This is a genomic window from Pseudonocardia sp. Ae717_Ps2 (assembly GCF_001932475.1).
In the GTDB taxonomy this organism is placed as follows: domain Bacteria; phylum Actinomycetota; class Actinomycetes; order Mycobacteriales; family Pseudonocardiaceae; genus Pseudonocardia.
Map to the genome: position 1 here is coordinate 152,237 of NZ_MCIS01000001.1, position 14,181 is coordinate 166,417.

Annotated in this window: 8 protein-coding genes; 6 read left to right on the forward strand and 2 right to left on the reverse strand. The window is 76.2% G+C overall.

The features are described 5' to 3' along the window. Positions 1-18: 18 nt before the first annotated feature. Positions 19-2,019 carry a 4-alpha-glucanotransferase gene (malQ, locus tag Ae717Ps2_RS00790; protein ID WP_075308717.1) on the reverse strand — a complete coding sequence of 667 codons (2,001 nt, stop codon included), beginning with the start codon at positions 2,017-2,019 and terminating at the stop codon, positions 19-21. Between the two features lie 253 nt (positions 2,020-2,272). Between malQ and Ae717Ps2_RS00795 the strand changes: the two genes are divergently transcribed. From Ae717Ps2_RS00795 to Ae717Ps2_RS00815, 5 genes are all read left to right on the forward strand, one after another. Beyond that, positions 2,273-4,519, forward strand: a complete 2,247-nt coding sequence (locus Ae717Ps2_RS00795) for a carboxypeptidase-like regulatory domain-containing protein (protein WP_075332894.1) — start codon at positions 2,273-2,275, stop codon at positions 4,517-4,519. Continuing rightward, a complete protein-coding gene (locus Ae717Ps2_RS00800; RefSeq protein ID WP_075308716.1) occupies positions 4,519-5,379 on the forward strand; it encodes an alpha/beta hydrolase in 861 nt (286 codons plus the stop codon). Before Ae717Ps2_RS00795 ends, Ae717Ps2_RS00800 begins: the two co-directional genes overlap by 1 nt. An 87-nt stretch (positions 5,380-5,466) precedes the next feature. Further along, positions 5,467-11,046: a SpoIIE family protein phosphatase gene (locus tag Ae717Ps2_RS00805; RefSeq protein ID WP_139320152.1), complete on the forward strand. Its 5,580-nt coding sequence runs from the start codon at positions 5,467-5,469 to the stop codon at positions 11,044-11,046. Positions 11,047-11,257: 211 nt separating this feature from the next. Next, positions 11,258-11,860 (forward strand): cysteine dioxygenase family protein, encoded by a 603-nt coding sequence (locus Ae717Ps2_RS00810; protein ID WP_020626309.1) that lies wholly within the window; start codon positions 11,258-11,260, stop codon positions 11,858-11,860. Further along, positions 11,857-12,291, forward strand: coding sequence for a rhodanese-like domain-containing protein (locus Ae717Ps2_RS00815; RefSeq protein ID WP_075308705.1), 435 nt, complete (start codon positions 11,857-11,859; stop codon positions 12,289-12,291). The genes Ae717Ps2_RS00810 and Ae717Ps2_RS00815 overlap by 4 nt, the downstream gene beginning before the upstream one ends. On the opposite strand, the gene Ae717Ps2_RS00820 is transcribed toward Ae717Ps2_RS00815, so the two are convergent. Beyond that, the gene (locus tag Ae717Ps2_RS00820) at positions 12,237-12,893 is read right to left on the reverse strand and encodes a TetR/AcrR family transcriptional regulator (protein ID WP_198932117.1); all 657 of its coding nucleotides are present in this window, start codon (positions 12,891-12,893) and stop codon (positions 12,237-12,239) included. The genes Ae717Ps2_RS00815 and Ae717Ps2_RS00820 overlap by 55 nt on opposite strands. Before the next feature lie 56 nt (positions 12,894-12,949). Between Ae717Ps2_RS00820 and Ae717Ps2_RS00825 the strand changes: the two genes are divergently transcribed. Continuing rightward, on the forward strand, positions 12,950-14,170 hold the full coding sequence (locus tag Ae717Ps2_RS00825; RefSeq protein ID WP_075332896.1) for an oxygenase MpaB family protein: 1,221 nt from the start codon (positions 12,950-12,952) through the stop codon (positions 14,168-14,170). Positions 14,171-14,181 lie beyond the last annotated feature (11 nt).

Sequence of the window (14,181 nt, forward strand, 5' to 3'; positions counted from 1 at the left end):
TCCTGCCAGGGCCGCGGGTCAGCCGTCGTCGCCGGTCCGGGCGCGCAGCACCTCGGCGACGCGGCGGACCCGGTCGTCGGCGAGTGCGTCCTCCAGCGACACCGGCAGCGGGATCCGCCAGTTCGGGTATTCGTCGACGGTGCCGGGCAGGTTCGGCTGCCGGGTCTCGCCCAGCACGTCGTAGAGGGAGGCCAGGACCAGCCGCGACGGCGCCGACGCCAGCAGCGCGTGCAGCGCGACCACGATCGTGTCCTCGTCGGTCTCGTCCGGGGAGTCGAGCAGCCCCTCCGCGGTCAGCAGCGCCAGCAGCTCGTCCCGCTCGGCGCCCGCCTTCGCCTCCTCGGTCGTCGGGTCGTCGAGCAGCCCCAGCTCGGCGCGCACCCGCACCTGCTCGCCGGCCAGGAACCCGGGCGCGGTCGGCAGGTCGTGGGTGGAGATCGTCGCGACCGACCGCTCCGGCCAGCGGCGCGGCGGGCGCAGCGGACCGTCGTCGCCGCCGGTCACGGGGTCGGGGTCGCGGGAGAACCACAGCACCGTCGAGCCCAGCAGGTTCCGCTCGGCCATGTCCTCGCGGATCCGCGGTATCACCGTGCCCAGGTCCTCACCGACGACCAGCGCGCCCGCGCGGTGGGCCTCCAGCAGCAGGACGGCGAGCATCGCGTCGGCGTCGTAGTGGACGTAGGTGCCGCGGTCGGCGGTCTGCCCGGAGGGCACCCACCACAGCCGCCACAGCCCCATGACGTGGTCGATCCGCAGGCCGTCGGCGTGCGCGAGCAGCGCGCGGGTCATGTCGCCGAACGCGGCGTAGCCGGTGTCGGCGAGCCGGTCCGGGCGCCACGGCGGCAGACCCCACGTCTGGCCGCGCTGGTTGAACGCGTCCGGCGGGGCACCGACCGTCGCGTCGAGCGCGAGCACGTCCTGCAGCATCCACGCGTCGGCGCCCTCGGGATCGCAGCCGACGGCGAGGTCGTGGATGACCCCGACCGGCATGCCCGCGTCCTTCGCGGCGGCACGGACCGCGGCCAGCTGGGCCTCGGCCTGGCGCTGCACCCACGCGTGGAACGCGACCCGTGGGGCCAGCTCCTCGCGGGCCGCGGCGACCCCGGGGCCGTCCGGCCGGCGCAGCTCCGCAGGCCACAGCGACCAGCGGCCGCCGTAGCGCTCGGCGAGGGCGCAGTAGGTCGCGAAGTGGCGCAGGTCGTCGTCGGGATCGCCGTCGGGGTGGCCGGCGCTGCGCCACAGCGCCTCCAGCGCGGACCGCTTCGCCGCCCACACGCGGTCGTGGGCGATCCGGTCACCGGTCGTCTCCGGACGCAGCGCGTCGACCTCGGCGCGGGTGGCGGCGTCGGCGGCCGCGTAGGCGGGCAGGTCGGTGATCCGCAGCGCCAGCGGGGTGGCGTAGCGGCGCGAGGACGGCGTGTACGGCGAGGGCTGCACCGGCGGCACCGGGGTGATCGCGTGCAGCGGGTTGAGCAGCACCGCGCCCGCCCCGTGCCCGCCGCGGATCAGCGTGGTCAGGTCGCCCAGGTCGCCGATGCCCCACGACCCGCGCGAGTGCAGGGCGTAGAGCTGCAGCATCCATCCCCAGGTCCGGGGCGGGTCGGGCAGCGTGGGCGGTGCGACGACGACGTGGGCCCGCCCGGCCGTCGTCTCCAGCGCGTAGCGGCCCGGCTCCAGCCCGGCGGGGAGCTCGCCGTCGACGTCACGGGCCCAGCCCTGCTCGCCCCGTGCGCCGTCGACGGCGGTCAGCCGCCCGCGGCCCGGCACGGCGCGGGAACGGTCGCTGCGCAGCCCGATCGTCGGCGGCAGCGCCCCGGCGCCGGCGCGCTCGCGGGCCCCGGCGAGTGCCACGCGTTCCGCGTCGGGGGAGGCGACGTCGACCTCCAGCAACCCGAGGACGGTGCGGACCACCTCCGCGTCGATCCGCTGCTCGGTCCTGCTGCCGTCGAGGTACGAGGTCGCGACGCCGTGGGCGTCGGCGATCTCGGCGAGCTCGGGGGTCACCGGGTCGCTGGTCATGGGTCGATCCTGGCGGATGAGCAGCGGTCCGGCCCGGCCGCACGGGGTGAGACGGGCAACGTCGGTGACCGACACGCGGGACGCCTCCGCTCACCCCCGGTCAGGGGGTCCGCGGTGCTACGGTGCGTCGCCGGATGCGCCGAGCGGGTCACCGTGACCGGCCGGGCAGCGGGGCCCGGCGACGGGCACCTCCTCCTGGGCCGCACCGTGTCGTGGACGACGGTTCGCGCAGCTCCGGCAGGAGGACTTCCAGATGTCGACGTGGGCCCTGCTCGGGCTGGTTGTGGTGGTGGTGCTGGTGGCCGTCGGGATCGCCGGGTTCCTGCGGTGGGGACGGGGCCGGGAGGACGACGTCGCGTCGTCCGAAGAGGACCGTCCGCGCACCGTCGCCGATCTCGTCGACCGCCGCGCCCGCGGCCTCGACGGCGGGTCGCGCAGGCCCGCGCCCGACCCGTCGCCGGCACCTCCCGCGTCCCCTTCCCCGGTGTCCCCGGTGGACGAGGACCTGCCGGAGCCCGAGGCCGACGAGGAGCAGCCCACGGACCGTGCGGACGCCGGGGCCGCCGCCGCGGTGGACGACGATCCCGCTGACGCGGCCTCCGCGACCACGCCCGTCGCCGTGGTCGGCCCGCGGGAGGAGCGTCCGCGGACCCCCGCCGTCGCGGACACCGTGGAGGAGTTCGGCCCCTCGTCGTCGGCGCCCGACATCACCGAGGCGGTCGACGCGTCCGACCCCACCGACGAGCTGCCGGCGGTCCCGCGGGTCACCCCCGACGTGAGCGCCGGGCCGGTCGGCCCGCCCTGGTCGCGCGGGTTCAAGGACGGCAAGCCGCTCGAGCCCGTCGAGCCGGCACCGGTCCGGCGGACCCCGGCCCCGACGCCGTTCGTGCGGCGACGGGCCGTCGCGGACCCGGCCGCCCGTGCCGCCGACGAGGTGACCGTGGCCGGCGGCCCGGGCCCGGACAGCTCGGCGCCGGACATCAGCACGCCCACCTCCGGCAACGCGGTCGGCGGGGACACGTCGACGACCGCCACCGGGGAGCCCGCCGCCGCGTCCTCGGAGGACACCGAGGGTGCCGCGTCCGCCGGGACCCCGTCCGCTGGTGCCACCGCTGGTGCCACCGCCAGGGCCACCGCCGCGGGGATTGCTGCGGCCGGCGCCGCCGCCGGGGCCGCCGCCGACGAGAAGGCCGCCGACGAGGGCGACGACGAGGTCGACGAGGCCCAGCCCGCCACCACGGTCCAGGCCCGCGCACCGTTCGACCCGGACCTGGTCCGGCGGGTCACGGCACTGCCGTCGGAGCGCACGGCGGTGCGCGCCCCGGCCGACCCGGACACCGAGCGGGAGTTCCGCGAGGCCCGGGACCGCATCTCGACCCCGCACACCTGGGCGGGCCGCGTCCCCGAGCAGGCCGGCGCGCCCGAGACCGCCACCGACACCTCCCCGGTGAGCCGGATCCCGTCGATCGGGCTCGCGGCCGCCGGCGGCCGCGCCGCGCGCGAGACCGGCGACAACCCCGAGCCGCCGCCCCGGCCCGCCCCGCGGGTCCTGCGGTCCGTGCGCCCGGGGAGCGGGCCGCGGCACCTCGCCCCGTCGCTGCGCGGGACGCCCGCTGCCGACAGCAGCCCCACAGAGGACAACGCGGAAGACACCGCCGACGCCCCAACGGCTCCCGATGACACCGCGGCTCTCGACGACACCGCGGCCCCCGAGGTCGCCCCTGTTCGAGGACCGATGGGGGACGGCCCGACGGAGGACGGCACGACTGCCCCGGCCCCGCTCCACCGGGAGCCGCACGAGCAGGGACCAGAGGAGCAGGAGCCGCGGGAGCAGGGACTGCAGGAGCAGGATCAGCAGGCCGAGGCCCCGACCCCGGACCCCACCATCCCGGAGCGGTCCACGACCGCCCCGGAGGCCGAGGAGGCCCTCGTGCACGCCGGCCCGACCACCGCCGTCCGCCCCGACCGCGCCGAGGACGTGGCCCTGTCCGTTCCCCGGACCGGCCCCGCGCCGTCGACGGTCGTACCGGGCACCGCGCCGCAGGACGTCGAGGTCCGCGTCGTCGACGCCACCGACGCCCCGCTGCGCGGCGCCGAGGTCGCGCTGCGCGACCGCTCCGGCGGGCCCCTCGGCTCCGCGACCACCGACGCCGACGGGACGGCGCAGGTCACGGCGCCGGGCGCCGGGGCGTTCGTCGTCGTCGCCCGTGCCGACGGGTACCTGCCCGGCGTCGCCACCTGCACCGTCGGCGACGACCAGGCCGGCACCACCCTGCGCCTGGTCGCTGCTGCCGCCGTTCACGGCTCGGCGCCCGCGGGCAGCGTCGTCGTGCTCTCCCAGGACGGCGACCCGGTCGCCTCGTCGACCGCCGCGGCGGACGGGACCTACCGCCTCACCGACCTCGACCCCGGCCGCTACCTGCTCACCGCGGGCGACGGCCCTGGCGTGGAGGTCGAGCTCGTCGCCGGCGACGACGTGCGGCACGACTTGGCGGGCTGATGACCGGCACCACGGAGGTCCACGGACGGCTCCCCGGGGTCGGTGGCATCGAGCTGTTCTGGCAGGGCCGCCTCCCCGCCGAGGAGCCGACCGGCGTCCTGCTCGTCAGTCACGGCATCGGCGAGCACTCCGGCCGCTACGCCACCGTCGTCGACACCCTGGTCCCCGACGGCTGGGCCGTGTACGGCCTCGACCACCGCGGCCACGGCCGCTCCGGCGGCACCCGGGTGCACGTCCGCCGCTACGACGACCTGCTCACCGACTTCGAGACGTTCCGTCGCGAGACGATCGCCCGCCACCCCGGCATCCCGGTGTTCCTGCTCGGGCACAGCCTCGGCGGCCAGATCGCGCTCGCCTACGCGCTGCGCCACCAGAACCGCCTCGACGGACTCGTGCTGTCCGCTCCCGCGCTGGCCTCCGACGCCGTCCCGGCCGCGCTCGTCCCGCTGCTGTCGGTCGTCGCGAAGGTGCTGCCCACGGTCCGCCCGGTCGGGATCGACACGTCCGCGATCAGCTCGGACCCGGCCGTCGTCGCCGACTACGACGCCGACCCGCTCGTGCACCACGGCCGCCCCACCCTGGCCCTCGGCGCGGAGATCTACCGGCAGATGGCCGAGCTGCCCGTCCGGGCCGCCGAGCTGCGGATCCCGCTGCTCGTGCAGCACGGCACCGCGGACCGGCTCACCGACCCGGCGGGCACCCGGCTGCTCGACGAGCGCTCCGGGTCCGCCGACACCACCGTGCTCTGGTACGACGACTTCTGGCACGAGATCTACCACGAACCGGGCCGGGCGGCCCCGCTCGCGGACCTGCGGGACTGGCTCGACCGGCACCGCGACGCGGCCCGTCGGGTGACCTGACCCGAGCGATCTCCCGCCTCACCGCGCCGGATCCGCACCGGTGGTGCGATCCTGGGGCCGGAACGGCAGAACGGGGTGGCGCGCACGGTGGATCGGTTCGACCGGCGGACGGAGGATGAGTACGTCCCCGTCCGCGACCTGCTGGCGACGATCGACTGGTCGGCGACCCCGCTCGGCGCGCGCGACACCTGGGACCGCGAGCTCGAGGACACCATCCGGTTCATCCTGGAGAGCCGCCAGCCGCTCGTCGCGTGGTGGGGACCCGAGCTCGTCGTGTTCTACAACGACGAGTTCGTCCCGCACGCGGGCCTGCGTCATCCCGGGGGCTTCGGCACACCGCTGCGCGACGCCTGGCCCGAGGCCTTCGCTCATCTCTCCGGAGTTCTGGAGGAGATGCTCGGCGGCCGGCGCGACGGCATCTACCGGCGCGACGACCGCCTGGTGCTGCGGCGGTGGGACGTGCCGGAGGCGACGTGGTGGACCTACTCCGCCACCCCCGTCCGTGGCCCCGACGGCGACGTCCGGGGTCTGATCGTCTTCACCGCCGAGTCCACGGCCCAGGTGGTCGGCGGCCGGCGCATGACGATCCTGGCCGCGCTCGGCGAGGTGTCCCGTGACGCCCCGACCCTCGACATCGCCGTCGAACGGCTCTGCACGGTCCTGACCGACCTGCCCGACGACGTCGGCTGCGCCGTCGTGACGGCGATCGGCGCCGACCCCGGCCCACTGGCCACCGTCCGCATCGACGCGCCGCCCGCGGGCTGGCTCCCGGACGGCCTCGACTCCGACCGCGCCACCGACGTCGAGTTCCTCGCCGTCGACCCGGTGGAGGTCCACGGCAACGACGGTGCCCCGGTCACCGACGTCGTGCGGTCCACGGTGTACACCCCCGACGGGTCGACCGGCGTCGCCGTCGTCATCGGGGCGCCGCCACTGCTCCCGCTCGACGACGACCACCGCTCGTTCCTGCGGCTGATCGCGGGCACCATCGGTGGCCTGCTGACCGCCGCGCTCGCCCGCGACCGCGAGCGCGACCGGCGCGACGACGCCGGCCTGGTCGAGCAGGCCCGTGCCGAGTACTACGCCGGTCTCGGCGACGAGTTCCGTGACCCGCTGACCCTCGTCCTCGGACCGCTGGAGCGGCTGCGCGACCACGACGACGCCGCCGTCCGCACCCAGGTGGAGCTCGCGCAGCGCAACGCCCAGCGGATGCTCAAGCTCGTCGACGGTCTGCTGGACGTCTCCGCCCTGCAGACCGGCAGGTACGACGGCATGTTCGCGCCGACCGAGATCGGGAAGACCACCGCGGCGCTCGTCGACGCGTTCGCGCCAGTCGTCGAACGGGCCGGGCTGGAGCTGTCGGTGACCTGCCCGCCGCAGGCCCGGCCGGTCTGGGTGGACCGCGACGCCTGGGAGAAGATCGTCCTCAACCTGCTCAGCAACGCGGTCAAGTACACCCGCGAGGGCGGGATCACCGTCGACCTCGCCCAGGACGGCGAGCAGGTCGTGCTGCGGGTCTCCGACACCGGCGCCGGCATCGAGGACGGTGAGCTGAAGGCGGTGTTCGACCGTTTCCACCGGCCCACCCGGCGGCACGGCCGCAGCGGCGACGGCAGCGGCCTCGGCCTGCCGCTGATCCGCCAGCTGGTCCGCCTGCACGGCGGCACCATCGGCGTGACCAGCGACCCCGGCGCGGGCAGCACGTTCACCGTGCGGCTGCCGCTGGGCTTCGCCCATCTGCCCCCCGAACGCCTCGTCCGGGCCCGGGTCGGGTCCCGATCCGCCCCGCAGCTCGCCGCGCCCTACGTCGCGGAGGCGCTGCGCTGGCTGCCCGACGAGCCCGCCGACGTCCCGCCGGTCCTCGCCCGCGGCCGCTCGGTGGACGGGTCGGTCGTCGACGGGCTGGAGGTCGACCACCGAGACCGGGTGCTCGTCGTCGACGACGACCGCGAGATGCGTGGCTACCTGCGCGACCTGCTCACCGAACGCTGGACCGTGCGGGTCGTCGCCGACGGCTCGGCCGCGCTGGAGTCCGCCCGCACCGACCCGCCGGACCTGGTCGTCGCGGACGCGGCGCTGCCCGGCAACGGTGGCATCGAGCTCCTGCGGGCGTTGCGGTCGGACCCCCGCACGGTCGGGGTGCCGGTCGTGCTGCTGTCGTCGCGGGCCGGGGAGGAGGCCGCCGTCGAGGGCTTCGCCGCCGGCGCCGACGACTACCTGGTCCGCCCGTTCTCCGCCCGCGAGCTGCTCGCGAGGGTCGCGAACCACCTGCATCTCGGCCGGGTCCGCCGGGCCGCCGAGCTGCAGTTCCGCGCCATGGCCGACTCCACCCCGGCGCTGATCTGGGTCGACGACCCCGGCGGGCACCGGCTGTTCGTCAACCGCGGCTGGCTGGACTTCACCGGCGTCGAGGACGCCGCGCAGGAGCTGGGCCACGACTGGCGCCGCCGCATCCACCCCGACGACCGCGAGCGCTACCGCTCGGTGACCTCCGCCGCCGCCCGCGCGCACGCGCCGTTCGAGGTCGAGTACCGGCTCCTGGACCGGGCGGGCCGCTACCGCTGGGTGCTCGACCGGGGCGCTCCCGTGCGCGACGGCGAACGCTCCGCGGGCTACGTCGGCGGTTGTCTCGACATCGACGTCCAGCACCGTGAGCAGCGCCGGCACCGCATCTACTCCGAGGTCGCCGAGTCCCTGGAACGGGAGATCACCCGCACCGGACGCACGGATCAGCTCGTCCGGGCCGTCGTCGAGGACCGGCTCGCCGACATCGCGGTCGTCCACGACGGCGACGCGGTCACCGGAACCGGCACCCTCGCCGTGGCCGCGGAGCGCTCGGCGCTGGAACCCTCACTGTGGCGGCTCGCCCCGCTGGTCCCCGCCGCCGACGACGGCCGCCCCGAGATCCTCGACGCCGCCCACCTCGACGAGGTCCTGAGCCGGCTCGCACCCACCCAGCGCCGGGCCTGGACCCGGCTGCGCATGACCTCGGTGATGGTCGTGCCGCTGCCCGCTCGCGGCCGCACCAGCGCCGTGCTGACCGTCGTCCGCACCGAGACCGGCGACCCCTACACCGACGACGACCTGGACCTGCTGTCCGAGATCGGCCGCCGGGCCGGGCTGGCCGTCGACAACGCCCGCCTGCTGGAGCAGGAACGCGCCTCGGCCCAGCGCCTGGGCCTGCTGCACCGGGCCACCGCCAAGATGTCGGCCGCCGCGACCCCCGGTGAGGTCGCCGCCATCGCCGCCGACCACATCGTCGACCTGCTCGCCGCCGACCACGCCGGGCTCTGGGAGGTCCGGGGCGAGTGGCTGCAGGCGCTCACCGGGCACGGCTGGGACCGCGACATGTGGCAGCGGGCCGCCCGGATCCGGACCGACGCGCCGCTGGCGTTCACCGAGGTCCTGTCCGGGCACGAGCCGTTGTGGTTCACCACCGCGCACGAGTGGGCGACGCGCTACCCCGCGGCCATCGGCATCGCACCGGACCACGCCCAGACCATCGGCTACCTGCCGCTCGTCGCCGGTGGGCGCTCGCTCGGGGTCCTCGCGGTCGCCATGCTGACCGAACGACGGCTGTCCGACGCGGACAAGGAGGCGGCCGTCGCCGTCGCCGAGCTCGCCGCGCAGGCGCTGGACCGGGCCTCGATGCTGGAGGCCGAGACCGAGGCCCGCCGGCTCGCCGAGCGCCTCGGCGCGGTCGCGACCGGGCTGGCCAGGGCCACCGACCTGGAGTCGGTCGCCGAGGTCGTCGTCGAGCACGGCCGGATCTCGATCGGGGCCGAGGCGGTCGCGGTGCTCGTGGTCGACGAGGGCGGCACGCTCTCGCTGCTGCGCGAGTCCGGCTGGCCGGCCGACGGCCCGCCGATGCGCACCCCCGGCCGCGCGCACCCGCTGAGCCGCGCCGTCAGTAGCGGCGAGCCGATCTGGAACGCCGGCGAGCCCGCCGAGGGCGAGGTCCGGCGCTACCCGGTGCAGACCGCGGTGCCGCTGATGGTCGCGGCCCGCCCCATCGGCGTCATCGGGCTGCGGTTCCCGGTCGAGCCGGTGTTCACCCCCGAGCAGCGCAGCTTCGTGCTCACGCTGGCCAACCAGTGCGCGCAGGCGATCGTCCGCGCCCAGCTGCACCAGGCGGAGCACGAGGTCGCGGTCACCCTGCAACGCAGCCTGCTGCCCCAGCGCCTGCCCGACATCGAACGGCTGTCGCTGGCCACCCGCTACCGCCCCGGCACCCAGGGCACCGAGGCCGGAGGCGACTGGTTCGACGTCCTGGACCTCGGCGACGACCTGGTGGCGCTCGTCGTCGGCGACGTCGTCGGCCGCGGCCCGGCGGCGGCCGCGGTGATGGGGCAGCTGCGGTCCGCGGTCGCGTCGAACCTGGTCAACGGCCAGCCCCCGGCGCGGGCCCTCGAGCAGCTCGACCAGTACGCGCTGCGGGTGCGCGGCGCGATGGCCAGCACCGTGGCCATCGCGACGATCGACACCGGGTCCGGCGAGATGCGTTACGCCAGCGCCGGGCACCCCCCGCCGCTGGTCGCCGGCCCGGACGGGGTGCGGACGCTGTCCGAGGGCCGCGGCGTGCCGCTGGGGATCTCGGGTCGGCCCCCGTTCCCCGAGGCCGTGGACCGGATGGAACCCGGCGAGACGATCCTGCTCTGCTCGGACGGTCTGTTCGAACGCCGTGACGAGGTCATCGACGACGGCCTGGCCCGGCTGTCCGCCGCGTTCGACGAGCTGTCCGCCGCGCAGCCCCGCGACATGGCGGACACGCTGCTGCACCGGATGTCCGAGGGGATGGTCATCCCGGACGACACGGTCGTCGTCGTCGCCCGGCTGATGCCGCCGCCGCTGCGGATCGCGATCGAGGCCGACCCGAAACGGCTCGCCCCGCTGCGTCGCGCGGTGGCGGCCTGGGCCGCGCGGTGCGGGATGGGCCCGGACGCGGTCAGCGACCTACAGCTGACCGTCGGCGAGGCCGCCACCAACTCCATCGAGCACGCCTACCTGCCCGAGGACACCGACGGAGGTGCCGGTGTCGACGTCGACCTGGCGTTGACCGCGGACGGCTCGGTCGCGGTGCGCGTCACCGACGGCGGACGCTGGCGGCCCCCGCCGGCCGACCCCGGCTACCGCGGCCGCGGCATCGCGCTCATCCGCGAGCTCGCCGGTGACGTGCACATCGACGCGTCGGACTCCGGCACCACCGTGCGGTTCCTGCTGCCCGCGATCCCGGTCGAGGTGGGCACCCCGGGCGCGGGTCCGCCGGTGGAGTTCGTCGCCGGGGAGCCCGAACGGGACCGCGACCGGGACGACACCTCGTCCGGCGAGGGTGACGACGGCACCGTCCGCGCCCGGCTGCGTGCCGTCCCGGACGCGCACGGCGTGCGGATCGGGATCGTCGGCGACCTCGACCTCGGTGGGGTCTCGGCGATCCGGGCCCCGCTGATGGAGCACGTCGACCGCGGGCTGCCGATCACCCTGAACCTGCCCGGTGAGGCGTTCGTCAGCAGCGCCGGGATGGCCCTGTTGTCGGAGGTCGCGCGCCGGATGCGGGCAGGAGGGGCCGCGCTGACCCTCGTCGCGCCCGCCGGCAGCCAGGCCCGTCGTTCGCTGGTCCTGTCGGGTCTCGACACCGTCATCGGCATGTCCGACGACGACGGCGCCTGACCCGACCTGTCCGGACACCCGCGGGGTCCTCCCGCGGGTCGGACGGCGGGTTGAAACGGTGCCCGTCGCTGTGATGGCATGCGGGACATGAGTCAGGCAGCGACCCTCGGACCCCTGTGGGGGACCCGTCGCGCCGACCACTTCGACCAGGGCTGTCGCCCGAGCTGAGTCCCTCGACCACGCTCGCCCGACCTCTTCCTGGAGTACTCCCGTGTCCGCGCCTGCCTCCGTGCCCACCGGTCTGTCCGTTCCCCGCTCGACCCGTCCCGGGCACGGTCCCGCCCGCCCCCGGCCGCGTGTCCCGCACGCGCGGCCCGTCACCGCGCCCACCCCGTACGGCCTCGAGGACCTGCAGGAGCTGACCCGCGAGATCGCCGCCGAGGTGCGCGCCGGGCAGCACGAGGTCGTCGTCGACCCGGACCGTCGCTGGTACCGGCTGCTGCGCAGCGACGGCTTCGTCGACGTCTGGCTGATCAGCTGGGCCACCGAGCAGATCGCGGAGCTGCACGACCACGCCGGCTCTCTCGGCGCGCTGACCGTGGTGTCGGGCTCGCTGACCGAGCGCCGCTGGAGCGGCCCGTCCGGGCTGCGCACCCGCACCCTGCGCCACGGCCGCGGCGCCGGGTTCCCGCTGGGCCACGTGCACGACGTCGCCAACACCGCCGAGGCCCCCGCGGTGAGCGTGCACGCCTACTCGCCGCCGCTGTCGGCGATGTCGTACTACGACGTCGAGGAGGTCGCGGGCACCACCGGGCACCACCGCCTGCGCCGCACCCGCACGGAGCTCGTCGAACCCGGGCAGGGTGTCGGATGAGCCGCACCGTCGCCGACCTGCTCGTCGCCGCCCGCGCCCGGCTCGACCGGCCCACTCCGCAGCGTGCCGCGGAGCTCGCCGCCGCCGGGGCGCACCTGGTCGACACCCGGCCGGGCTGGCAGCGCCGCGAGGAGGGGCAGATCCCCGGCGCGCTGGTGATCGAGCGCAACCACCTGGAGTGGCGGCTCGACCCGACCTCCGACGCTCGCGTCCCCGAGGCCGTCGACCACGACGTCACCTGGGTGCTGTTCTGCTCGGAGGGCTACAGCTCCAGTCTGGCCGCCGCGTCGCTGCAGGACATCGGACTGCACCGGGCGACCGACGTCGTCGGCGGGTTCCGCGCATGGGCCGCGGCCGGACTCCCGGTCGAGCCCGGTCAGGACGGCCCGTCGGACGCCACCCGCCCACCGGACAGGCGCGCGTCCAGGTAGCCCGCCACCAGCGCGGTCAGCTCGTCGACGACGACCTCCCGCGCGAACCCCGGCCGCTCCAGCACGTAGCCGGTGGTCAGGTGCTCGACGGTCCGCACGACCGTCCACGCCGCGGCCCGCGCCGCGTCGGTGTCCCCGGCTCCGCGGGTCAGCAGCACCGTCGTGACCAGGTCGTCGATCCGGCCGGCGAACGCGGCGCGGCGCCCGCCGGGGGAGCGCGGCAGCTGCTCGACGATCACCCGCAGCAGGTCCGGCTCCTCGCCGAACGTGTCGAGCAGCGCGTCCAGCGTCGCGCGCACCGCCGTGGCGGTCCCGGCGCCCGGCCCGGCCGTGGCGACCGAGTCGAGGAACGCGCGCGAGACGCGAGCCTCCATCGCGTCGAGGTAGCGGTCCAGCACCTCGGTGAGCACCGCGTCCTTGTCCGGGAAGTACTGGTAGAGCGACCCGGGCGACACCCCGGCGACGGCCGCGATCCGGTTCGTCGACGCGCCGTCGTACCCGCGGGTGACCAGTACCTCCCGGCCCGCGGCGACGATCCGCTCCACCATCGCCCGGGACCGCTCCTGGCGCGGCTCGCGTCGCCGGGCCCGGCGGGCGGTCACCGGGTGCCCCGGAACGCGCGTTGAAAGCGAGCATTTGCTCGTGTCAGCATTCGTCCATGCTGGCAGAGCCGCCCGTCGCCCCGCGACGCTTCCACAGTGCGCCCGAACGCGCGGCGCGCATCGCCCGTCCGCTCGGCCTGGTCGCCGGGGTCCGCGACCCCGACCCGGCACTGCTGGCCGAGATCGGCCGCCGGATGCTCACCCGCGACGAGACCGGCGCCGCCCTGGCCCGCGCGATGGGCCGCGACCGAGACGACCCGCAGCGGGTGGCCATGCGCGCCCTGCACACCGCGCTCGCCGCGGGTGCCGCGCCGGCCGACGCGCCGCCCGCGCTGCGGGACTTCTTCGCCGCCGTCACCCCGGACCCGGACTGGCTCGACCGGGACCTGCTCGAACGCGGCGCCCGTGCCTACCGCAGGCTCGGCCGCAGCCGCGACGACGTCCTGCTCGGCCTGTCGCTGATCGGCGGCTACCGCTACGGCGGCCCCACCGAGCTGCTCGTCCGCACCGGCGGGCTCACCGGCGCCGGCGCCATGCGACGCCTCGGCGAGACCCAGGCGTGGGCGTTCGCCGTCAGCCGCCCCGGCGGCATGGAGCCCGGTGGGGAGGGCTGGGCGGCCACGCTGCACGTGCGTGCGATGCACGCGCTCGTCGCGGAGCGGTTCGAACGCGGCGACCGCTACGACGTCGACACCCACGGTCTGCCGATCAACCAGTCCGACGCCGCGGCCACGCTCGGGCTGTTCAACAGCACCGCGATCCTCGGCTGCCGCCTGCTCGGACGGCACGTCCCGCGTGCCGACGGCGCCGCGATCATGCACCTGTGGCGCTACGTCGGGTGGCTCATCGGCGTCGACGACGACTGGCTGTTCGACAGCGAGCGCGAGCAGAACGCGTTCAACCACCACATCGTGCTGGCCCAGGGCGAGGTCACCCCGGCAGGCCCGCAGCTCGCGGGCGCCCTGGTCGAGGGGCTGCGCAGCGAGCGGACCGGCGGCCGGATCGACCGGCTCCGCGGCGCCTGGGAGCGGCGACGGCTGCTGTCGCTGCTGCGGGTGTTCCTGCGCGCCGAGGGCCTGCGCGACCTGGACCTGCCGGTGACCGCGCCGTGGATGTGGCCGTCGCAGGTGCTGCGCAACCTGGTCGAGTCGTTGCTCGTCGCGCGGACGGCCCGGGGGCGGCGGTGGCTGGAGCGGCGCTCGGACCGCCGTGTCGAGGCCGACCTGGCCCGCCGGTTCGGCCGCGAGAAGCCCGGCCCGCGCGACCTGCCCGCCTGACCTGTGCCGGC

Excerpts from the sequence above, each read along its gene's own strand:
- Ae717Ps2_RS00825 (WP_075332896.1), top strand. The coding sequence starts at position 12,950 with ATGCTGGCAGAGCCGCCCGTCGCCCCGCGACGCTTCCACAGTGCGCCC.
- Ae717Ps2_RS00800 (WP_075308716.1), top strand. The coding sequence starts at position 4,519 with ATGACCGGCACCACGGAGGTCCACGGACGGCTCCCCGGGGTCGGTGGC.
- Ae717Ps2_RS00795 (WP_075332894.1), top strand. The coding sequence starts at position 2,273 with ATGTCGACGTGGGCCCTGCTCGGGCTGGTTGTGGTGGTGGTGCTGGTG.
- malQ (WP_075308717.1), bottom strand. The coding sequence starts at position 2,019 with ATGACCAGCGACCCGGTGACCCCCGAGCTCGCCGAGATCGCCGACGCC.
- Ae717Ps2_RS00815 (WP_075308705.1), top strand. The coding sequence starts at position 11,857 with ATGAGCCGCACCGTCGCCGACCTGCTCGTCGCCGCCCGCGCCCGGCTC.